Source organism: Archangium sp. Cb G35 (assembly GCF_001896145.1).
In the GTDB taxonomy this organism is placed as follows: Bacteria; Myxococcota; Myxococcia; order Myxococcales; family Myxococcaceae; genus Archangium; species Archangium violaceum.
This window is the reverse complement of sequence record NZ_MPOI01000009.1, coordinates 392,311-412,821: the sequence shown is the minus strand read 5'-3', so window position 1 is coordinate 412,821 and position 20,511 is coordinate 392,311. Positions and strand designations below refer to the sequence as shown.

The following is a 20,511-nucleotide window of genomic DNA, read 5'->3' as shown; positions in this document are numbered from 1 at the left end:
CGGGGAGGCGTCCCCATTTGAGCGCCATCGGGGGCGCGGGGTGGGGGTGGGGACATGAGGTGGGGAAGGACGCTCGTCCTGGCGGTGGTGCTGGGGTGGATGGGGACGGGGTGCGGCCCCACGGAGACGGCGGTGGAGGTTCCGGTTCCGGTTCCGGAGGAGCAACCGGGCCCACCCGCTCCGGAGACACAGCAGCCTTCCCCCTCCGAGCCGCCTCCCTCCAAGGAGCCTCCCGAGGAGCATCCTTCCGAGGATCCTCCACCCGCCTGCCTGCCCATCGTCTTGAGCTGCGAGGGCAAGAGTTGCGGTGTCGTGTCGGATGGCTGCAACTCGATCGACTGCGGAACCTGCGCGGAGGGCGAGCAGTGCGTGGGCCATGTGTGCACGCCCCGGGAGGAGTGCGTGCCCAAGACCTGCCACATGCTCATGGCCACCTGCGGCGAGTACCCGGACGGGTGTGGCGGAACCCTCCAGTGCGGAACCTGCGCCGAGGGCGAGGTCTGTGGCGCCATCCTGCCCCGCACGTGTGGGCAGTGTTCCGTGACCGGGGACCTGGGGAGCGCGCTTCCCGTGCAGCGTGCGGGGACTCCTTCCGGCGGGTGGGCCGGGTCGGGGTACGGCAGGGACGTCCGCGACATCTATCAATGGACCGCTCCACGCACGGGTACGTACGTCATCGGCAACCTCGGCTCCGGCCCTGAGTCCTGGATGAAGGTGGGGCTCGACGCTTGTGGCTGGACCCCAGCGCCCGGGCCCACGCCGGAGCATCCGAATCGCTACCACCTGGAGGCGGGGCAGAGCGTCTACATCTCCATCTTCGGCGATGGCGAGCGGCTGGGTTGGCTGGTGAGCTACTTCCACCTGGGCATCGCCAAGGCCGCCCCCAGCGAGCACGGCCTGTGCACGGACCGGATCGACAATGACGGTGACGGGAAGCTCGACTGCTGGGACCCGGATTGCGGCGGAAGCCCCGAGTGCAAGGTGGACGCCTGCACGGACGTGAAGCTCGGCAACGCGCTGCCGCTCCACGCGACGCTGCCGAAGGGACTGGGCCATGACCTGTTCAAGCCGGACTGCGGCCCCACGGGCCGTGACGAGCGGGTGGTGTCCTGGACGGCGCCGGAGCCGGGCAAGTACGTCTTCCACGCCCGAGGGCCCGCGTATGGCATCTCCCTGCGGAGCGGGTGTCTGGGCGAGCAACTGACCTGCGACGTCGGCTACGAGATCCTCGGACCGGACTCCTACACCCCGGCGGTGGTGCGCGAGATGGCCGCGAAGGAGACCATCCTCATCGTCCTCCAGGGCTCGAAGGGCAACGATGATCTCCCGTTCGGCATCCCCGAGGAGCTGTTCATCCACGAGTGGGTCCCCACCGAGGGTGAGGGGCTGTGCGAGGACGGCCGCGACAACGATGGAGACGGGCTGATCGACGCCCGGGATCCGAGCTGCCCAAACCATTACGAGTGGTAGCGCGGCCAGAGGAGACTTGCCCGGTCCGGGGTTCTCACGCTCTGATTCGGCCCCCATGCCGGCCTCCGCTCCCCACGAGACCCTCCAGCCGCCCGCGCAGCGCCCGCTCACCCTCCAGGACGTCAAGACGCTCGGACTGGCGGCGCTGGGTGGGGCGCTGGAGTTCTACGACTTCATCATCTTCGTGTTCTTCACCGCGGTGATCGGGGAGCTCTTCTTCCCGCCCGAAACCTCCGAGTGGTTGCGCCAGTTGCAGTCGTTCGGCCTGTTCGCGGCCGCGTACCTGGCGCGCCCCCTGGGCGGCATCGTGATGGCGCACTTCGGTGACCGCAGCGGCCGCAAGCGCATGTTCGCGCTGAGCGTGTTCATGATGTCGGTGCCGACGCTGTTGATCGGCTGTCTGCCCACCTACGCCACCGCCGGGTACGCGGCGCCGCTGGCGCTGCTGTTGCTGCGCATGATGCAGGGCGCGGCGGTGGGCGGTGAGGTGCCGGGTGCCTGGGTGTTCGTCTCCGAGCACGTGCCGGAGCACCGCGTCGGCTTCGCCTGCGGCACGCTCACCTCCGGCCTCACGTTCGGTATCCTGATTGGCTCGCTGGTGGCCACGGCGATCAACAAGATCTACACCCCCGAGGCGGTGCGGGACTTCGCCTGGCGTCTGCCCTTCCTGGTGGGAGGCGTGTTCGGCTTCTTCGCCGTGTTCCTGCGCCGCTGGCTGGCGGAAACCCCGGTCTTCGAGGAGATGCGCCAGCGCAAGGCCCTGGTGCAGGAACTGCCGCTCAAGGCCGTGCTGCGCGGCCATGGGCTCTCGGTGGCGGTGTCCATGTTGCTCACCTGGGTGCTCACCGCAGGCATCGTGGTGGTGATCCTCATGACGCCCACGCTGGTGCAGAAGCTGTACGGGATCGCTCCGGCCCAGGCGCTGGAGGCCAACAGCGTGGCCACGCTGAGCCTCACCGTGGGGTGTATCGTCTTCGGCCTGCTCGCGGATCGCTTCGGCGCCGGGTGGATGCTGGGAATCGGGACCCTCGCCCTGCTGGCGGCGACGTATGGGCTCTATCGCGGCGTGGGCTCGTCGCCGGAGCAGCTCGTGCCGCTGTACGCGCTGGCGGGCTTCTGTGTCGGCGTGGTGGGCGTGGTGCCCACGGTGATGGTGCGCGCCTTCCCGGCGGCGGTGCGCTTCTCGGGGCTCTCGTTTTCTTACAACGTGTCCTACGCTATCTTCGGCGGCCTGACGCCCCTGGCGGTCACCCTGATGATGAAGGAGCAGCCCCTGGCACCCGCGCATTACGTGGCGGGGGTGTGCATGGTGGGCTTCGTGGTGGCGCTCTACCTGCTGAGCGCGGGCCGCGCGCGTTTCGCCACGCTGAGCGCCTCGTAGCGCACGGCCCCCCTCCCAGCGGGGGAAATGCGTATTGCGGTCACGCCCGAAACCGGCTTGCGTGCGCTGCATCACCTCCCCACATGTCCAAGATCGCCGATTTCATCGAGCAGAACAGCGAGCTCCTCGTGCAGCGTTTCCTCGAGGAATCGGCGGCCCTGGAGCGCGCGCGGGGGCTGCGGCCCGGCGAGGTCATCGGCTGCCTCCCGGCCTGGTTCGCCACGCTCGCCATCCTCTTCCGCGAGGGGCCCCGGCCCGAGACGATGGCGGAGAAGCGGCGCCTGGAGGAGACGCACCTCGGGCTGCGCCTGCGCCTGGGTTTCACCCCACAGGAGACGGTGGACGAGTACCTCCTCCTCGGCCGCCTCCTCACCCGTTCGTGGGAGCACCTGCCGCCGGAGCAGCGGCCGGCCTCCTCGGAGTTCCAGTTGCTCCGCGATGCGCTGGACGCCGCGGGGGCGCACGCCGTGGAGCTCTTCAGCGGATACTCCCTGGAGGAGCGCCAGCGGGAGAGGCGCTACTTGCGGCGTCTCGATGCGCTCGCGTCCGAGCTCCTGGCGCATGACGCGTGGCTCCCGGAACATCTGGCGCCTCTCCTGGAGGTCATCCAGCAGGCCCTGGAGGCCCGAGGGGTGGAGTTGATGCTCGCCCGGGAAGGGGACGGACAGCTGGAGCGGGCGGTCGCGGCCGGTATCCTGAACGCGGGAGCGGAGGAGGGCGGTCCGGCCCACCGGGTGGAGCTCCGGCTGCTTCGCCACGGGGGGCTCCTGGGCGTTCTCTCCATCCACCTGGCGGAGGCACGGTCCCTCGAGCCCCGCGCACGCCGTATCCTCGAGACGTTGGCGGAGCACCTCGCCGGAATCCTGGAGCGCGTGCGCCACCTCGAGCGGGAGCGCCTCGCGCAGGTGGAGCGTGTCGCCATCGAGAATGCCCGGCTCTACACCGCGCTGCACGAGAGCGAGGACCGGCTGCGCCTCGCGGTGAACGCGGCGAGGCTGGGCACCTGGGACTTGAACCCGGCGACGGGTGTTCTGCGCTGGGACGAGCGGTGCAAGGAGCTCTTCGGCCTGCCTCCGGATGCGCCGGTGACGTTTGACACCTTCCTCTCCGGGCTCCATCCGGAGGACCGTGCCCGCACGGAGTCGGCGGTCCAGCGTGCGCTGTTGGGGGAGGACGGGGGCTCCTATGCCATCGAATACCGGACCCGGAGCGGGCGGGACGGCGCCGGGTACTGGGTGGCCGCCCATGGGCGTGCCTTCTTCGATGAGCGGGGCAAGGTGGTGCGCTTCATCGGCATGGTGTTCGACATCACCGCGCGCAAGCAGCTCGGGGAAGCGCTGCGCCAGAGCGAGGAGCACCTGCGCCGGGTGGTGGACTCGACGGGCGTGGGCAGCTGGGAGTTGGAGCTGGACTCCTTGCGCGTGGTGGCGGACGCGCGCCTGCTGGAGCTCTTCTGGCTGCCGCCGGACGCGCCCTTCTCCCTGGAGCGTGCCCTCTCCACCATCATCCATCCGGAGGAGCGGGAGCTCGTGGAGCGCGCCATCGCCGCCGCCATCGCCGGCGAGAACGGGGGCCGTTACGACGTGGAGTACCGCACCGTGGCCGCGGATGGGCGCATGCGGTGGGTGGCGGCGCGCGGCCAGTCCTTCTTCGATTCGAGCGGCAAGGCGGTGCGTTTCCTGGGCACCGCCATGGACATCACCGCGCGCAAGGCGGCCGAGGAGGCCCTGCGCGAGCGCTCCATGCTCGAGCGGCAGCTCATCGGCATCGTCTCGCATGATCTCCGCAACCCGCTGAACTCCATCCTGCTGGGCGTGCAGGCCCTGTTGCGGCGGGAGGACCTGGACGAGCGCAGCACCCGCTCGGTCCTGCGGATCCAGGAGGCCGCCGAGCGCGCGTCCCGCCTGGTGCGGGATCTGCTCGACTTCACCCAGGCGCGGCTGGGGGGAGGGTTGCGGCTGGAGCTCAAGCCGGTGGATCTGCACGACGTGGTCCATGCGGTGGTGGACGAGTTGCGCGCGGTCCATCCCAACCGAGAGCTGTGTGTGGCGTCGCACGGAGATGGCAGGGGGGAGTGGGATGGCGATCGCCTGTCACAGCTCGTGACGAACCTCCTCACCAACGCCGTGAAGTACAGCCCCGCCGGGACACCGGTGATGGTGATGATGATGGGGGACGGCCAGGAGGTGTCGCTCGAGGTCCACAATGAGGGGCCGCCCATTCCCGAGGACGTCCTGCTCGGCCTCTTCCAGCCGCTCCATCGGGGCGAAGGCAGCGTCCACACGGCGGAGCGCAGCGTGGGCCTGGGCCTCTACATCGTGGACCAGGTGGCGCGTGCCCACCAGGGCTCCGTGGACGTGAGGTCCTCTCACTCCGAGGGCACCTCCTTCACGGTGCGCCTGCCGCGCTCCCTTCAGTCTGCCCCGAGGAGCTGAAGGGGACCGGTGCCGCCCCGGGCAACTCGAGGGCCTCCACCTGCTCCGCGCGTGGGCCCAGGGCGGGGATGATGAACCACGGCACGTCGCGGAAGGCCTCCCGGGGGCGCAGCGCGGCGTCCGGTGAGAGGGTCACGATCTGCCGCCGCTCGCCGCCCAGGTGGAAGGTGACGCGCAACGTCTCCGGCACGCCGCGCGGCGAGACGAAGAAGGCCCACCGGTCTCGCGCGTAGCCGGTGCGGACGAACGCCACGCCCCTCACCACCATGTTGCCGGTGGCCACGTCCAGGCGTCTCGCTCCCGGGGGCAGCTCCGGCGGGGGCGCGGGCGTGGAGAGATCGTACAGGCGGAGCGCCGAGCCGGCCGGCACTTCCAGCGGGGGGAAGGGCTCGGCGGCGGGCGAGGCCAGGTAATGGCGGTATCCCTCGGCCCGGCCCCAGTCCAGCCGGGGGTTGCCCTTGTGCGCCATCCGGCCGCTCCAGAACATGAAGTTCAGCTGCTCGAATTGCTCGGGTGCGTCCCACTCCATGCGCAGCCAGACGAGCGCCTTGTCCGGGAGCACCTTCGCCGCGGCGAGCCCCGCCTCCCGGGTATGGGTGCGCTCGCCCAGGTCCCGTTTGGCGGTCCGCATCTTCATGTGCGCGAGCACGGTGCGCGGGGCGAGGAAGTAGAGCGCGAGCGCGGTGCACGCCACCCCCATTCCGAGCGTGAGGGGACGGCGCGCGCGGGCCACGGGCATCAGCAGGCCCACGAGGAGCACGAACGCGAGGATGAGGCAGAGGCCCTCGAGGAAACCGGGGACGCGCCGGGTCTGCACGAGCGCCTCCGGCAGCCGGGCCCGGAGCGGTGCGAGGAAGGCCAGCTTCGGGAGCAGGAAGGGCGTGGAGAGCGCGCCCACCACGGCCGCCGCGAGCACCGGGCGGCGGAAGCTGTCGCGCAGGAGCAGGGCCAGGGCACAGAACACCGCCGTCACCGCGCCCCAGGTCGTGGCCGGGACCTTCGCCGCCGCCAACGAGAGGACGAGCCAGGTGGGCCACAGCCACAGCGCCACCGCGAGGAGCTCGAGCTCGCGGGTGCGCAGCGCGCGGTAGAGGAGCCAGAGCCCGGCCAGCAGCGGCAGCGCCTCCGGGAAGGGCTCCAGGGTGCGCAGGTGGATCTCATTGAAGATCGCATCCAGCGGACGGATCCACATGACGATGGAGGGATTCCTCCGGGCCTCGTCCAGGAACAGGTGGCTCCGGGTGACGTGCGACTCGATGGCCCAGAGCTCGGGGTAGGCGCGTTGCGCGTAGAGCGACCACGGGAGCGCCACGGTGGCCGCGCAGACGATGAGCAGGGCGAGCTGACGGATTTTCGGGCCCGGGGTGAGCCCGAGCAGCCGGCCCGCGGTGAGCACCCCGGCGACGCCCACGGGGGTCAGCGCGAGGGTGCTCTTGCACAGGTAGCCGAGCCCCACGGCGACACCGGCGAGGGCCGCGAGTGGGAGCGAGTCGCGCCGGATGGACGTGACGAGCAGCACCATGGCCAGGGCGAGACAGCCCGCGAGCGTGGTGTCCGTCATGTCCCCGAACATGAAGCCCTGGACGAGCTCGTAGGTGAAGGGCAGGACGAGCAGGGTGCACGCGGCGAGCGTGGACCAGAAGCGTCCGGCCGGCCCCCGCATGAGGAAGAAGACGCCCAGCGCCGCGGCCACCATGCCGAGCAGGGAGCCGGAACGGGCCACCCCCGTGCTCACGCCGAGGAGGCTCATGCCGAGCGCCGCGAACCACATGGAGCCGAGCGGCTTGTGCAGCCAGAGACTCCCGTTGATCCAATCGTCGATGGCCGGGCGGTGGAAGGGCTCGGCGTAGACGTGGGGCCGCAGCGGGGTGTCCATCAGCCCGCGCGAGACGGCGAGGTGAACGGCCTCATCCCAGTTGTGGATGCCCGGATGATCCAGGCCGGGCAGGAGCGCCACCAGGGCGGTGACGAGGATGGCGCTCACACAGAGGCTGTCTGGAAGGAACCGGCGCACGAGAAGGCCGGGGACATTACAGCACGGGGCCGAATTCATCTAACCTCACGGCCCATGCGCGTCTTCTTGAACTCGTGGGTACTCGCCTGCGCACTGGTGGCTTCCGGCTGTTTCTTCTCCGAGAACCCCGGGCCGGGCCGTCCCTGCTCGGACGACTCCGAGTGCCCGGCCTCCTACCGCTGCGTGACGGTCTCCGCGGAGCAGCGCTCCTGCGAGGTCATGTATCCGCCCGCCCCCCTGGAGACCGACGCGGGCTCCGCCGATGCCGGGCCCGTGCCCACCTGGTGCCAGGACATCCGCCCCATCATGGCGGCCAGCTGCGTGGCCTCGTGCCATGGCGCCGACACCTCCGGGAGCAGACGCACGGACTTCCGGCTCGACCAGTACGCGGCCATCGGTGGGGTGAACGGGGCCCGGGACCTGGCCGCCCGCATCAAGGCTCGCGCGGTGGATACGCAGGAGATGCCACCCCCGGGCAACCCCGCTCCCTCGGAGGCCGAGCGGGACCTGCTGCGGCGTTGGATCGCTGGCGGTACACCGCTCTGCACGGACGGTGGTACTTAATGGCTCTCCTATGAAGCGCATCCTCCCGAGCCTGCGTCCGAGTCTTCTGGGTCTCTGTGCCGTGGTGGCCACCGGCTGCACCATCGAGGCCCCCGATTTCTCCGGCAAGTCGTGCGAGTCCGTGTCCGACTGCCCCCGGCCCTACACCTGCGTCGCGGCACGTCCGGGCGCGGGGCGCACCTGCGAGGTGCTCAACGGGCCCGGCATCAGCGACCCCAACACGGGGCCCGTGCCCACCTGGTGCCAGGACATCCAGCCCATCATGGCGGCCAACTGCGTGTCCTCGTGCCACGGCGCCACCACGACGGGCAGTGGCCGCACGGACTTCCGGCTCGATGTGTACGAGGCCGATGGGGGCATCGCCGGGGCGCAATTGATGGCGCCCCGCATCCACGCGCGCACCGTCGTCTTCCGCACCATGCCGCCCCCGGCGAGCCCCCAGCCCACGGAGGAACAGCGTGACCTCATCGACCGCTGGGCCTCGGGCGGTGCGCCCTTCTGTGAGACAGCGGGCACCGACGGCGGCTCCTAGCCCCGGGAAGTAGCGCCATCGCCGGGGTGAATGCGGGGAATGCTGTGAATTCATCCCGGAAAAAGCAGGCAGGCCGCCGGGCCCCGTGCCGGTGGGCCGCTGCCCCTGTACCGCTTTTCCGCTCCGACAAGCCCTGTGCACCCGCGATGCAGGTCACCAGTTTCCTGCCACACGCCGGGGAGCTTCCCTCCCTGGTGAGGAACGAAAGGAGCGGCACCATGCGTAAGCTCATGATGGCGGTGATGGCTGTGGCGGGGATCGGTCTGACGGTGGGCTGCCAGGACCGCAACAAGGTCCAGCGCGAGCAGGAGGACGTCGCCGAGGCGCAGCGTGACGTGGCACAGGAGCGTCAGGAGGTCGATCGGGAGGTCGCCGAGGCGCGCCAGGACAGCACCGAGAATCTGAACGAGGCCCAGAGGGATCTGGCGGAGGAGCAGCGCGATCTGGCCGCTGCCCAGAATGAGCAGCTGGCCGAGCAGAACGACCAGGCCATCGGTGGCAGCGGCACGGCCACCAAGGACACCATGGCCAACGTGAAGCTCGAGAAGGTGGAGGGCACCATCCAGTCCGCCTCGGCCAACACCATCGCGATCATCGTCCCGGACAAGAACAACCAGGTGATGCGCTTCCAGGCCAACCAGCAGGTCCAGGTGATGAAGGACGACAAGCCGGTGGCCCTGAAGGATCTGAAGGCCGGTGACGAGGTCCGCGCCTCCTACCAGATGGATCCGAACGGCCAGATGATGCTCAAGAGCATCGAGGTGGAGAAGATGAGCGCCCAGCACCCGGGCGAGCCGAAGAAGTAGTCGCGCGAGACACGGTGGGACGCGGCCTCCGCCTCCGGGCGGGGGCCGTCGTCTTTCCCGAGTCCCTTTCCGGAATCCTTGTCGTGGCGGACGGGAAGTCCGAGACTGCGGCCATGGCTCTCAAGACGGGTGACGTGCTCGAGCTCCACCGGCGCTGGTGCATCGCGGACTCGCACGCGGACTCGCTGATGTGGAACAGGGACCTCTGCGAGCGTTCCTCCGAGGGGCACGTGGACTTCCCCCGCCTGCGCGAGGTGGGGATGAAGCTGCAGTGCTTCACCATCGTGACCCGGGGTTTTCCCTTCATCGGGGGCTTCGAGGCCTTCGCCGTGTGGCGGGGCTGGCCGAAGGAGGCACGGGAGAGCGAGTGGACGCGCGCGGTGTGGCAGGTGGATCAGCTGGCGGAGTTCTGCCGGCGCTCCGAGGGGCAGGTGCGCATCACCACCACGGGGCGGGCGCTGGAGGAGAACCTCGCCCAGGGGCGGCTGTCGGCGGTGCTCGGCATCGAGGGCGCGCATGCCATCGAGGGCCAGGTGGAGCGCGTGGCGGAGCTGCACCAGCGGGGCGTGCGTTTCATGGGGCTCACGCATCTGTCCAACAATGAGGCGGGTGGCTCGTCGTTCCCGCTGATGGGCAACCGGCCGTTGTCGCCGCTGGGCCACTCGGTGCTGGAGGAGATGGCGCGGGTGGGCATGGGCGTGGACGTGGCCCACGCCTCCGAGCGGACGCTGGAGGACATCCTGGCGCACCCCACGGCGCGCGTCTTCTCGTCGCATACGGGCGTGCGCGGGGCGGGAGGCGGGTGGCGCAACCTCTCGGACGAGGTGCTGCGCCGGATCGCCGAGCGGGGTGGGGTGGTGGGCATCATCCTGGCCCCGGTGTACCTGGGCGGGGATGCCATCGACGACGTCGTGCGGCACATCGAGCACGCGCTGGGAGTGATGGGGGAGGAGGGCGTGGGGATTGGCTCGGACTACGACGGCATGGTGGCGCTGCCCAAGGGCATCCACGACGTGACGGATCTGCCCAAGCTCACCGAGGCCCTGCTGCGCCGCCATCCGGAGGCCCTGGTGGAACGCATCCTCGGGGGCAACTTCCGAAGGTACTTCCGCGAGACGCTCGGGGAGTGACATGGGTTGACCGGGCCCCCGGCGCCTGGAATCGTCCGGCGCCGTGATGACCCGCTCTTCCGTCCTGTTCTCGTTGATGATCGGTTCCCTCCTGCTGTCCGCCTGTGGCGTCAAGGCGGGCGACTCCTGCTCGGGGGGGGGCTACACCTGTGCCTCCGAGAAGGAGGCCCTGGAGTGCCGTGACAAGGTCTGGCGCACGCTGCAGTGCCGGGGGACCTCGGGGTGCAGCGAATCCGGGGATGAGGTCCTCTGCGACATGAATGGCAACGTCGAAGGGGATGCGTGCGCGGCGTCCGCCGAGGGCCGCGGGTTGTGCACGGCCGACGGCAAGGGCCGGCTCGAGTGCCGCATGGGCGTGCTCGTCCAGGTCAGCGCGTGCAACTCGTGCGTCATGGACGACACCCACGTCACTTGCAACCCGTGACGGGGGGGGCTCAGTCCTCGGACTGGACGTCCTGGACCTTGAAGCCCCATTCCTCCAGCACCTTCACTTCGTCCTGCTCGCTGCGCGTCTTCTTGAAGCGGGCACCCGGGACGCCCTTCACCCGGCGCTCGCACGCGGCCCAGGTCGTGTGACGCTTCACGGTGCTGCCTACCTCGCTCAGGTAGGAGTACGCCTTGGCCTTGGCGGAGCCTTCGCCCTGCCGGGGCTTCTCCTCGGGCAGGGACATGTCCTCAGGGAGTTCGTGCACGTTCACGCCGTAGCCCTGCAGCGGGCCCACGTAGAGCTTCACGCTCCGGCCCTTGGAGAAGCAGACGGCGATCTCGTCCACCCGCTCGTTGCCCGGCACACCCGCGTGTCCGCGTACGTACTTCCACTCCACGGCGGCCTCGTCCGGGTGCTCCTGCTTGCGCTGGGCGAGCAGCGCCATCAGCCGTTTCCAGTAGAGGGTATTGGCCACCTCTTTCCCGTCGGCCGTCTTCCACCCGCGCCGGCTCCAGCCGAAGGCCCAGCGGGTGATGCCCTGGATGACGTAGGTGGAGTCCGTGTGGATGTGCAGGGGCCCGGGGGAGCGCTCCAGGTGGCGCAGCGCCTTGCCCACGGCGGTCAGCTCCATCCGGTTGTTGGTGGTGTCCGGCTCGTGGCCTCCGAGCTCCGTCACCATTCCATCGGGAGTGACGATGATGGTGCCCCAGCCTCCCGGGCCGGGGTTGCCGGAACATGCACCATCAGCGAAGACCAGGGTGGGGCGGTTCTCCATGCCGCCACCCTATAGCCGTCACGGCCTCCACCCGCCAGGATGACGTCCGAGACTGCTTCATGCCCCCCGGCGTCCAATGAACCCATTCCTCCTTTTTTCAGGTCAGTTGGTCACAGCCAGCCAGCATCGTCATGTCGCCGCCGTGTGCTTGCTACTGGTGCCGCTCGTGGTTCGAGCAACCCCAATCGAGAGTCCATCGGGATCCATTCTCAAGACCGTCACGGTGCGCGAGTACCACGAGCGTCACGAGCGATTCGGCCTCGAACTCTCGTTTCCCACTCTCGGACCGGATCCGAAGTTGGCGGCCCTGACCATTGAGGAGGCACGGGCGTTGGTAGTGGCCCTGGAGAAGGAATTCGACGCTCCGAAGTCGAGACGAAAACCCTTGACCCTCGCGGCGTGGTCCCTGGGAACGGTGGCAACAGGCCTGCCGGTTACAACTCCCGCGGGCGCGGAACTGACAGGACTGGAGAGGCGTGTCCGTTCGGAGTACCTGAAGTTCTACGGGTCACCCATGCAGGGCTTTCCGTTACCGGACAACCTCGCGAGTGCCAGATGGTTTCAGGCTCTCAAGCTCTCCCCGCGATACATGGGCGAGAGCGTGCATGACGCAGCCGTGGAGTTGTTCTCCTCCCCCACGTTCAGCCTCTCCGTGGGCTTCTCCCTCATGCTGTACGGTCTTGCGTGGGCAGCACCGGAGCCGCTGTTTTCCAAGGCGTTCGCGGCGGCGGTCACGGTGACCCTGCTGATGACCTATACCATCGCGGAGGTCATCAATGTGGGCAGGGCCTGTCTGCAACTGTATCGGGAGGCGGAAGCTGCGCGGAACCTCCTGGAGTTGGAGGAGGCTGCCCGGAACTTCGCGCGGGCCATGAGCGGGGTCGGGTTGCGGGTGCTGGTGACCATGGCGGGGGCAAAGCTGGCGAAAGCACTTCCGGATGTGCCCAAGGGAGGCCTTGGGGGACTGCTCTCGACTCCGCGCTATTCCCTCGGAGGATCCGCGCGCGGGAGCCTCTCGTTCAGCCCCGGTTCCAGTGCACACGTCTCCGTGGCCAATGGAACCGTCGTGCTCATGGGGGTCACGGCGAACACGGCGGCCGCAGCGGCCGGTGTGGCCTTCAATCCACGGACGGCCGGTGCCTGCGCCGAGTCCAAGCAGGACGACAACCAGGCACACCACATCGCCACGAACAAGAATGACACTTCGGAGGTTGCCGGAGGCCCCTGGACGCCACGGTTCAAGAAGCTCTTCGAGCAGGCAGGGATGAGCCTCGACGACCCCGCGAACATCATCTACCTCCAGGGCCACAAAGGTCCTCATCCCGAGGATTACCATGTGGAGGTTTTCAAGCGGCTCCAGGATGCACTCAGGGACTGCGGGACACGGCCCGAGTGCAGACGTAATTTCATGAACGCACTGGATGAGCTCGCAGGTGACATCTGCACGCCCGGCTCGAGGCTCAACAAACTCGCCACGAGGAACCCATGAGTGCCCCGAATCGATATTTCGAGCTCCGGGACGACATGCTCTTTCCTGACCGGTGGGTCTTGGAGCAGACCGGCTTCGATGATCAGGGCCGCCAGTCGGACGTCTGGCAATTCACGAGGGGAACACCCCTTGAGCTGGAGGGAAGGCCCGTTCTGGGCATCGCCCATCCCGGACAGGCACTTGAGTTCAGCCTGACCGCCATGGGCACGCCCGTGGTCGCCCAGCGGGTGGTCTCACTCTTCGAGCCGCTGGGTCTCCAGCATGAGGTCCAGTTCATTCCAGCGCTGCTGGAGGGCCGCCCGGAGCCCTACTTCCTCCTCAACGCCCTGCGGATCATCCGGTGCATCGACGATGCGCGATGCGAGGAGGTCCGGCGCTGGGAGCCCATGCATGGGAATCCCAGGAGGGTAGGGGAGTACCGCAATGTGGTGGGGCTGAGAGTTGACCCGGCGAAGATGGAGGGCGCCCAGGTCCTACGTCCCTGGGGCTGGAGAGGAACGCTCATCGTCTCCGAGCGGATCAAGCAGGTCATGGAGCAGGCGGGCATCACCGGGACGAAGTTCGTCGAGGTCTGATGCCCGGCCAAGAGGTCCATGGTGCTCCCAGGGAGCCGGCCCGGAACTCCAGACCGGCTCTCCGGAAGGTGAATCAGTGCGCGAAGAGCACCGGCCGGTCCAGGCGGCGGATCAAGCACGACTGGTTGGCGGCGCTGTCCAGGTGCTGGGCGCGCTCACGGATCTCGAAGAAGCTGCGCACCTGGCCGCTCACCGGGTCCGTGACGTTGTAGGGCGTGTTCATGTTGGTCATGCCCGTGGCCAGGAAGGGCGAGAGGGCACCCGCGGCGTCCACGTGCGTGAAGTTGGTGGTCGTCTCCCTCGCGTGGCAGCCGTTGCAGGTGTTCAGCGAGAACTTGTGACGCGCGTTGAAGCCGTTGGGCACCGTGCTCAGGCTGGGCGCGTTCCAGTAGAAGCCGTTGTTGGGCATCTGCGGGAAGGCCCCCAGGAAGTTGAGGGTGGCGCCGAAGTCCAGGGGCACGTCGTGTGTGCCGGCGAGGATGGCCGGGTTGTTGGCCGTCAGGAAGTTGGTGATCGTCGCCGTGTTGTTGAACATGTCGAACGGCGTGCGCACGGTGACGTGCTCGACCAGGTGACCCGGCGCCGGGGTGGTGGTGGTGAAGTTGCGCGGGTTGGTCGCCGTCGAGAAGAGGCGGAACTCACGCATCTCCCACCAGGGGGTGGTGAGCATGATCTCGTTGGTGCGCACCTGGTTGATGGCGCTGCCGTTGGGCTTGCCCGGCGCCATGTTGCGCATCACCACCTGCTGGGTGAGGTTCTGCAGCTGCGTGTTGTAGGCGGGGCTGCCCAGGACCAGCGACGAGCTGGACAGGGCTTGCCAGGACTGGGCCCACGTCTTCACCTGGGCGCACTGGTTCTGCGGCACGCCGTACTCGAAGATGACCAGGAAGCCGTTGTAGGGGCGCAGGCAGGTCTGCGAGTTCATCACCGAGAAGACGAAGCGCAGCTCGCCCGCGCCGCTGGAGCCGTACGGGCCCCCGTTGCCCCGGCCCAGATCCAGCCGGTTGACGATGGCCACCAGCTTGAAGGGCGAGCGGTTCAGGTCCAGCTCACCCGTGCTCAGCCGCGGCCAGGCGTTGAGGATCTGCGTGGCCATGGCCCCGCGCGCCGGCACGGTCCGCCCGTTCACCGTCTGGTTGACCAACCACTGCCGCAGCCAGCGCTCGGTGAAGGCCGGCGCGGGGGCCGTGGTGTTGGCCATCTCCGTCATCAGGTGCTTGAACGTCCACACGCCGTTCGGATTGCCCGAGTTGGTGCAGGGATTCCAGGTGCGGGTGGGATCTCCGACCACGGAGGGGTTGTTGATGATGAGGGACTTGCTGGGGTTGACGGCCCGGGAGATGCCCGAGGACGGCAGGGGAATGACCTGGCCCGGCGTGAAGATGCTCACCGGCAGCGGGGTGAGCGCGCTCTCGCGCACCAGCACGCGGTCATTGAAGGTGGCGACGGTGAGCGGCTCGGTGGTCTCCTTCTGGAACGCGGCGATGCGATCCTGCGTGGCGCGGTGCTCGTTGAGGTCCACGATACCGGGGCCGGAGAAGAGGCCGTCGCCGGCCTTCTCGTCGCCGTTGAGGCCGTTGTCGCTCAGGGTCACCGGCTTGCCGTCATCGCCCGTGAGCTGGATGGAGGTGGCCTGCTCACCCTGGGCCAGCCGCGCCCGCAGGAGGCCGGGGGTGGCGGACGAGGGCGTCTGGGATGGGATGAACTCCAGGTTCTCCAGCACGGGGGCGCGCTGGGCCGGCGCCTCCGCCAACTGCTGCAACTGGCCCTCCACCTGCTCCGGGGCCTGTTCCGCACCGCACCCCGCCATCAGGCCGCCCAGCAGCAGGCTTCCCGCCAGCGTTCCAAAACGCTTCTTCATGTCCTTGCCGTTTCCCATGTGTGCCCCCAAGTTCGTGAGAACGGCTCAATTCATATCAATAATTGATGTGTAAGAAAAGGAGGTTTAACCCGTTTTGCGTGTTGTTCCCGTGGCTACAAGTGACAGGGAATGGCCCGGTTGATGTGTCATTGATTGACGGCAAGTGGCCGGAATTCCAGGAGCGGGGCCGTGCGTGTTGCCCGGCGGGCTACAGGCGGTGGTGGACACGGTCCTCGCCTGTAGCCTGTCGGGCAATGCCTCCGCGTCACTTCAGGTCGTTGAGCGACAGCGGATTCTGGAGGTCGACGGGGCCCGTCCACTGCTGGGGCAGCCCGCCCGGGGGACGCTGCAGCTGGGGACGATCGCCCGTGCCTCCACCGTTCTTCCAGTCGTTCAGCTGGCCCACCATGTTCCACTTCCCCGCGGCGTTGTCGTAGTGGGCGAACGCCGTGGCGCCCGTCTCGATTCCGTGCTTCCCCGTGAGGTGCGAGTAGTCGTTCGGCGTGAGGCTCTGCACCAGCTGGAGGTTGTTCTGCTTCAGGAAGCCGTCCAGCTGCTGCTTGCCCGTCTGTGCGCCGTACTTCGAGAAGTCCGCCTGGTGGACGAAGGACAGGGTGTCATTGGCCGGGTTGTGCAGCGCGTGCACGGCGCAGCCGTTGAGAGGCCCCGTCATGACCATGTTCGGCTCCCCCTTGCCGGGGCGGAGGGGCACGTCCGAGATTCCCGCGAACGAGCCATTGGTCTGCGTGTTCTGGCCGGACGAGAGGTAGTGCAGGTAGTTCACCTGCGGCCCGTTTCCTCCGGCGGGCGAGAGCGACAGGTTCGCGTTGCCATGCTGCTGCTGGACGTTCAGGGTCGCGACGGACTGGTTCGCCGGCACCATGGGCTTGTTGGGTGTCGGGAGCGTCACGCCCTGCGGAGGCTTCCCCTCGGGGAACAGCTTGTAGCCGTTCAGGACGTTCTGCGACGAGAACTTCGTGGGGTTGGCGGCGAACGAGTCGGCCTGCGACGGGCCGAACAGCCCGCGGACCGACGAGCTGATCTTGGAGCCCACCGTGTCGAATCCATCCTGGGGCGCGCTCGGCTTGCTGGTCGCGCCCGGCTTGGAGGTCGGGGCCGTCGGGGTGCTCTGCCGCGGGGTATCGAGCTGAGGGGCGCGGGGAGGGGAGAAGCTCTTGGGGCCGCCGATCTTGAAGCTCTTCATGGGGGGTCTCTGTTCTGGAAGGGAGGTCAACCGCTCGCGAGACTCCCTAATGCGCCTTCCATGCCAGCAGGTGAACCACGTGATTCCGGGGGGATGGAGGCACTCCCCGGGCGCGCGGGGTGACGGCTCCCTGGTGACTGCTGTCAGCACTGGTGACTCCAGTCACCAGGATCTGTTCTAGGCTGCCGCGTTTCGCTCGATCAGGGGGTACACCATGGCAGCCGTTGAGTCCGTCCTGCGGTCCGCCCAGCCCGGGCTGATGCTCACCCCGACGCATGGCTTGTTCATCACCGGCTGGCTGAAGGAGCCCCAGTCCAGCAAACCGGTGCTCGCGGCCCTGAAGCAGCTCGTCGCGAGCGCGGATGTCCGCTCGGATCGCCGCCGCATCGTCGCGGCGGTCCAGGGCGCGCTGTGGGGCAGGTGGTCGGGCCGCATCCCTCCGGGTGCGCCCCCGCCGGGCTCGGTGTTGGCCACCAGCACCCATTTCCAGGACTCGGGCGGAGACGTGTGGCTGTACCTGAAGGCGGATTCGGAGGCGGGGGTCGACACGCTCCGGAAGTCGGTCGAGAAGTGGCTGGGGCCCCTGCTCTCGCGCCATGAGGAGACGCGCGCGGCGATGCCTCCGGACCGGAAGATCCTCGACCAGCACTTCGTCGACGGCATCACCAGCCCGAGCGATCCCGCGGGCGTGGTGGAGAACATCCTCCAGACGGGCACGGACACCTCGCCCGGGAGTTGCTGGGTGCTGGCGCAGAAGTTCGAGGTCGCGTGGACGGCGTTCACCGACATGAGCGTCAACGCGCAGCAGAACGTCATTGGCCGCAACGAGCACGCCGTCCTCATTCCCGACCAGGACATCCGCAGCCACATCAAGCGGGTGCGGGTGCTGGCGGAGGATCACTCCAACCGGGAGCTGGTGCGCCAGGCGTTGCCATTCGGCCATGCCCCCAGTGGAGGTGGACGGGAGAAGGGCATCTACTTCGCAGGCTTCGCCCGGGACACGCGGGTCTTCGAGACGATGCTCGGGCGGATGGTGGGTGGAGCGACGGGGGACTCGGACAAGCTGCTGGGAATCATCCACGCGGTCTCGGGCGGCTACTTCTACGTGCCCTCCGCGACGGAGCTGGGGGTAGGGGAGGGGCTGGAGCCTTCCGACTTCAATCCCGCGCCCCTCTGGCAGGTGCGCAGCGCCAACGGGCTGATGTTCTACAACTCGGCGGACTACCTGAACGTGATGGGGACGGGGCAGTACGTGCTCGGGGATCCACCGTCCCAGCGCATCCTCGGGTTGCTGGGGAAGGTGTTCGGGCGCTGGCGCAACAAGTGGTACCGCAAGCTGGACACCCCCCGGGTGCCGCCCCTCTCCGAGTTCCTCGACAAGAGCGAGCGCCATTACCTGAAGGCCTCCGTGGCGGTGCGCCGGGGCCTGTCCATCCAGCGCATGCTGACGCGCGTCTGGACCACCACCGAGTATCCGCTCCGCCGCGACTCGTGGGCGTGGCGGGCCGACCTGTTCCGGATCGATCCGGAGGATGTGCTCGTCGGGGTGATGCCGGAGCTGTCACTCGGCCGGGGCAAGGAGGTCATGCCCTACCTGAACGACGAGGAGCGGCTGGCGGGCTTCCTGGCGCTGCTGGATGAGACGTCGTCCATGGGGCACGTGGTGCCCAACCACCAGAAGGTGTTGCAGCAGGGGTTGGAGGCGCTGCTGAAGGATCTGCGCAAGCGCGAGAAGAAGGCGGGCACGGACGACCAGCGTGCCTTCTACCAGTCAGCCATCCTGTCGCTGGAGGGAGTCCAGGGTTACTGCCGCAACTACGCGCTGCTGGCCGAGCGCATGGCCGAGGACTCCGCCACCCACCCCAAGGAGCGGGAGAACCTGCTGGCGCTGGCCAGGCGCATGCGCAAGCTGGCCACGGACAAGCCCGACACCTTCGTGGAAGCGGCGCAGTGCATCTTCAACCTCCACTGCTGCCTGCACCTGGTGGGCGAGCCGGTGTCCATTGGCCGCCTGGACCAGCTCCTGATGCCCTTCTTCGATCCGCGCAAGGAGGCCGAGGCCCAGGAGGTGCTCGACGCGTTGTGGGTCAAGCTGGGCGAGAAGGCGCTGCACAACCGGCAGAACGCCACGGACCATGTGACCTACGGGACGACGTCGGTGTCCTACGCCGGAGGCAACTTCCCGCAGGGAGATGGCATCAACCAGTGGGTGCAGCAGGTGACGGTGGGCGGGTACCTCCCCACGGACGACGCGAAGCCCCGGCCGGGAGCCAACCGGTTGACCCTGTTGTGCCTGCGCTCGGCACGCCGGTTGCCGCTCAATGCTCCGGTGTTGTCCCTGCGGGTGTACCCGGGCATCGGCGAGGACATCCTCGAGGAGGCGGCGCGCGCGCTGCGCAGCGGCGGCTCCCACCCCATCCTCTTCCAGGAGGATCGGATGGTGGGCGCGCTGTCGGGCTTCTCACGGCTGCCGCTGTCGGCGGCGCGGGACTACGTCTGTGACGGCTGCTACGAGCCGATGATCGCCGGCCAGTGCGAGTTCGCCTTCAGCAACATCATCACCCTGGACGCGCTGGAGCTGGCGCTCAACCAGGGAGCGCGTTTCAACCAGGCCGGGCCCGTGTACCTGCGGGGCTGGAAGGTCAGCTTCCGTTCGCCGCACGCCTCGGAGATCACCAGCTTCGAGCAGCTCCAGACGCTGTACCTCGAGCACCTGCGCTACCTGACGGTGCAGTTCTACACCAGCGTGCTGGGCAACTACGGGGCGCTCTGGAACTACTGCCCCAGCCCGCTGCTTTCCCCGCTGATCGACGGCTGCGTGGAGACGGGGAGGGATCTGTCCAACGGCGGCGCGCGCTACCACCTCATCGCGCCCATGTACCTGGCGATGGCGACGACGATCGACTCGCTCTACGCCATCCAGAAGCTGGTGTTCGATCCGAAGACGGCCGTCGCCACGCTGCCGGAGCTGGTGGAGGCCCTGCACAACGACTGGGGTTTCGGCATGGAGGAGCCCTTCCAGAGCCAGCTCGCGGGCAAGCTGCGCTCGGACGAACGGGCGAAGCGCTTCCAGCAGATCCGCGCCCGGGCGCTGGAGCTGCCGAAGTTCGGCATGGGGAACCCGGAGGTGGACGCGCTCGGGGGCTGGCTGGTGGATCGCATCACCACGCTGGCCCGGGAGACGTTGGACTCGCCGCCGCCGGTGCTGGCCTCCATCCTCCAGAGGCTGAAGAAGACGTATTCGGTGCGGGGCGCGCCGTGGGAGCTGACGCTCCAGGTGGGCGTGGGCACCTTCGAGGCCTACGTGGGCAACGCGCTCTCCAGTGGTGCTTCGCCGGACGGACGGCGCAACATGCAGGCGTTCCCCTCGGACTTCAGCCCCACGCCGGTGCCGGAGGACATGCCGCCCATTGCCCAGGATCCCACGGCGAAGAACCCCGTGGCCGGCACCAACCGCCCCATCTACACGGGCATGAAGAGCTGGAACCAGGAGGCCATCAACCTGAAGCTCTCCAACGCGGCGCCGGTGGACCTGAACGTGCGCGAGGACTTCCCCCAGGAGGATCTGGAGGAGTTCATCCGCCAGTACGCCGCGGGCAACGTGGGCTCCAACCTGCTCACATTGACGATGGCGGATCCGGACACCTACGAGGCGGCGGCGGTGCAGCCGGAGCGCTACGAGTTGGTGCGTGTGCGCACGGGCGGGTGGACTGAGTTCTTCTCCGCGATGTTCCCAGCCCACCACGCACAGCACCGGCGCCGGCCCTACTTCCTGCCGGAGCGCCCGCCCCAGGGACGGCTCGGCTCCAGTGGCCGCGGCAAACGGCGCTGAGCCGAAGTGAGAGCAG

At 68.4% G+C, this 20,511-nt stretch carries 15 protein-coding genes; 11 read left to right on the top strand and 4 right to left on the bottom strand.

Translation table 11 applies throughout. The features are described 5' to 3' along the window. Positions 1–54: 54 nt before the first annotated feature. The 3 genes from BO221_RS27985 (at position 55) to BO221_RS27975 (ending at position 5,286) form a co-directional block, all read left to right on the top strand. The gene (locus tag BO221_RS27985) at positions 55–1,470 is read left to right on the top strand and encodes a hypothetical protein (protein ID WP_073563563.1); all 1,416 of its coding nucleotides are present in this window, start codon (positions 55–57) and stop codon (positions 1,468–1,470) included. Positions 1,471–1,525: 55 nt separating this feature from the next. Then, the gene (locus tag BO221_RS27980; protein ID WP_073563562.1) at positions 1,526–2,851 is read left to right on the top strand and encodes an MFS transporter; all 1,326 of its coding nucleotides are present in this window, start codon (positions 1,526–1,528) and stop codon (positions 2,849–2,851) included. 83 nt (positions 2,852–2,934) lie between these two features. Beyond that, positions 2,935–5,286 (top strand): PAS domain-containing sensor histidine kinase, encoded by a 2,352-nt coding sequence (locus tag BO221_RS27975; protein ID WP_073563561.1) that lies wholly within the window; start codon positions 2,935–2,937, stop codon positions 5,284–5,286. Here BO221_RS27975 and BO221_RS27970 read toward each other — a convergent pair. Beyond that, entirely contained in the window at positions 5,240–7,270 is a 2,031-nt protein-coding gene (locus BO221_RS27970) for a glycosyltransferase family 39 protein (protein ID WP_158079919.1), read from the bottom strand. The genes BO221_RS27975 and BO221_RS27970 overlap by 47 nt on opposite strands. 84 nt (positions 7,271–7,354) lie before the next feature. Between BO221_RS27970 and BO221_RS27965 the strand changes: the two genes are divergently transcribed. The 5 genes from BO221_RS27965 to BO221_RS27945 all read left to right on the top strand — a co-directional run bounded on the left by BO221_RS27965 (position 7,355) and on the right by BO221_RS27945 (position 10,756). Beyond that, entirely contained in the window at positions 7,355–7,864 is a 510-nt protein-coding gene (locus BO221_RS27965; RefSeq protein WP_073563559.1) for a hypothetical protein, read from the top strand. Between the two features lie 10 nt (positions 7,865–7,874). Further along, on the top strand, positions 7,875–8,396 hold the full coding sequence (locus BO221_RS27960; protein ID WP_073563558.1) for a hypothetical protein: 522 nt from the start codon (positions 7,875–7,877) through the stop codon (positions 8,394–8,396). Positions 8,397–8,614: 218 nt separating this feature from the next. Continuing rightward, on the top strand, positions 8,615–9,202 hold the full coding sequence (locus BO221_RS27955) for a hypothetical protein (protein ID WP_073563557.1): 588 nt from the start codon (positions 8,615–8,617) through the stop codon (positions 9,200–9,202). A gap of 113 nt (positions 9,203–9,315) precedes the next feature. Further along, the gene (locus BO221_RS27950) at positions 9,316–10,332 is read left to right on the top strand and encodes a dipeptidase (protein ID WP_073563741.1); all 1,017 of its coding nucleotides are present in this window, start codon (positions 9,316–9,318) and stop codon (positions 10,330–10,332) included. A gap of 46 nt (positions 10,333–10,378) precedes the next feature. After that, entirely contained in the window at positions 10,379–10,756 is a 378-nt protein-coding gene (locus tag BO221_RS27945; protein WP_073563556.1) for a hypothetical protein, read from the top strand. Positions 10,757–10,766: 10 nt separating this feature from the next. Here BO221_RS27945 and BO221_RS27940 read toward each other — a convergent pair whose 3' ends face one another. After that, complete coding sequence (locus BO221_RS27940) at positions 10,767–11,534, bottom strand: viroplasmin family protein (protein ID WP_073563555.1); 768 nt, start codon at positions 11,532–11,534, stop codon at positions 10,767–10,769. Between the two features lie 166 nt (positions 11,535–11,700). On the opposite strand from BO221_RS27940, the gene BO221_RS27935 reads away from it, so the two are divergent. Continuing rightward, positions 11,701–13,023, top strand: a complete 1,323-nt coding sequence (locus BO221_RS27935) for an AHH domain-containing protein (RefSeq protein WP_233166289.1) — start codon at positions 11,701–11,703, stop codon at positions 13,021–13,023. Continuing rightward, on the top strand, positions 13,020–13,598 hold the full coding sequence (locus BO221_RS56435) for an imm11 family protein (protein WP_073563553.1): 579 nt from the start codon (positions 13,020–13,022) through the stop codon (positions 13,596–13,598). Before BO221_RS27935 ends, BO221_RS56435 begins: the two co-directional genes overlap by 4 nt. A gap of 73 nt (positions 13,599–13,671) precedes the next feature. Here BO221_RS56435 and BO221_RS27925 read toward each other — a convergent pair whose 3' ends face one another. Together BO221_RS27925 and BO221_RS27920 are read right to left on the bottom strand one after the other, a co-directional pair. Beyond that, positions 13,672–15,459 carry a hypothetical protein gene (locus BO221_RS27925; protein WP_158079918.1) on the bottom strand — a complete coding sequence of 596 codons (1,788 nt, stop codon included), beginning with the start codon at positions 15,457–15,459 and terminating at the stop codon, positions 13,672–13,674. Between the two features lie 265 nt (positions 15,460–15,724). Next, a complete protein-coding gene (locus BO221_RS27920; protein WP_073563551.1) occupies positions 15,725–16,663 on the bottom strand; it encodes a hypothetical protein in 939 nt (312 codons plus the stop codon). Positions 16,664–16,877: 214 nt separating this feature from the next. On the opposite strand from BO221_RS27920, the gene BO221_RS27915 reads away from it, so the two are divergent. Then, a complete protein-coding gene (locus BO221_RS27915; protein WP_073563550.1) occupies positions 16,878–20,495 on the top strand; it encodes a Dyp-type peroxidase in 3,618 nt (1,205 codons plus the stop codon). The last annotated feature ends 16 nt before the right edge of the window (positions 20,496–20,511 follow it).

Bases quoted from the DNA above. Each gene is read 5' to 3' on its own strand.
- BO221_RS27985 (WP_073563563.1), top strand. From the start codon at position 55: ATGAGGTGGGGAAGGACGCTCGTCCTGGCGGTGGTGCTGGGGTGGATG.
- BO221_RS27980 (WP_073563562.1), top strand. From the start codon at position 1,526: ATGCCGGCCTCCGCTCCCCACGAGACCCTCCAGCCGCCCGCGCAGCGC.
- BO221_RS27975 (WP_073563561.1), top strand. From the start codon at position 2,935: ATGTCCAAGATCGCCGATTTCATCGAGCAGAACAGCGAGCTCCTCGTG.
- BO221_RS27965 (WP_073563559.1), top strand. From the start codon at position 7,355: ATGCGCGTCTTCTTGAACTCGTGGGTACTCGCCTGCGCACTGGTGGCT.
- BO221_RS27960 (WP_073563558.1), top strand. From the start codon at position 7,875: ATGAAGCGCATCCTCCCGAGCCTGCGTCCGAGTCTTCTGGGTCTCTGT.
- BO221_RS27955 (WP_073563557.1), top strand. From the start codon at position 8,615: ATGCGTAAGCTCATGATGGCGGTGATGGCTGTGGCGGGGATCGGTCTG.
- BO221_RS27950 (WP_073563741.1), top strand. From the start codon at position 9,316: ATGGCTCTCAAGACGGGTGACGTGCTCGAGCTCCACCGGCGCTGGTGC.
- BO221_RS27945 (WP_073563556.1), top strand. From the start codon at position 10,379: ATGACCCGCTCTTCCGTCCTGTTCTCGTTGATGATCGGTTCCCTCCTG.
- BO221_RS27940 (WP_073563555.1), bottom strand. From the start codon at position 11,534: ATGGAGAACCGCCCCACCCTGGTCTTCGCTGATGGTGCATGTTCCGGC.
- BO221_RS56435 (WP_073563553.1), top strand. From the start codon at position 13,020: ATGAGTGCCCCGAATCGATATTTCGAGCTCCGGGACGACATGCTCTTT.
- BO221_RS27925 (WP_158079918.1), bottom strand. From the start codon at position 15,459: ATGAAGAAGCGTTTTGGAACGCTGGCGGGAAGCCTGCTGCTGGGCGGC.
- BO221_RS27920 (WP_073563551.1), bottom strand. From the start codon at position 16,663: ATGAAGAGCTTCAAGATCGGCGGCCCCAAGAGCTTCTCCCCTCCCCGC.
- BO221_RS27915 (WP_073563550.1), top strand. From the start codon at position 16,878: ATGGCAGCCGTTGAGTCCGTCCTGCGGTCCGCCCAGCCCGGGCTGATG.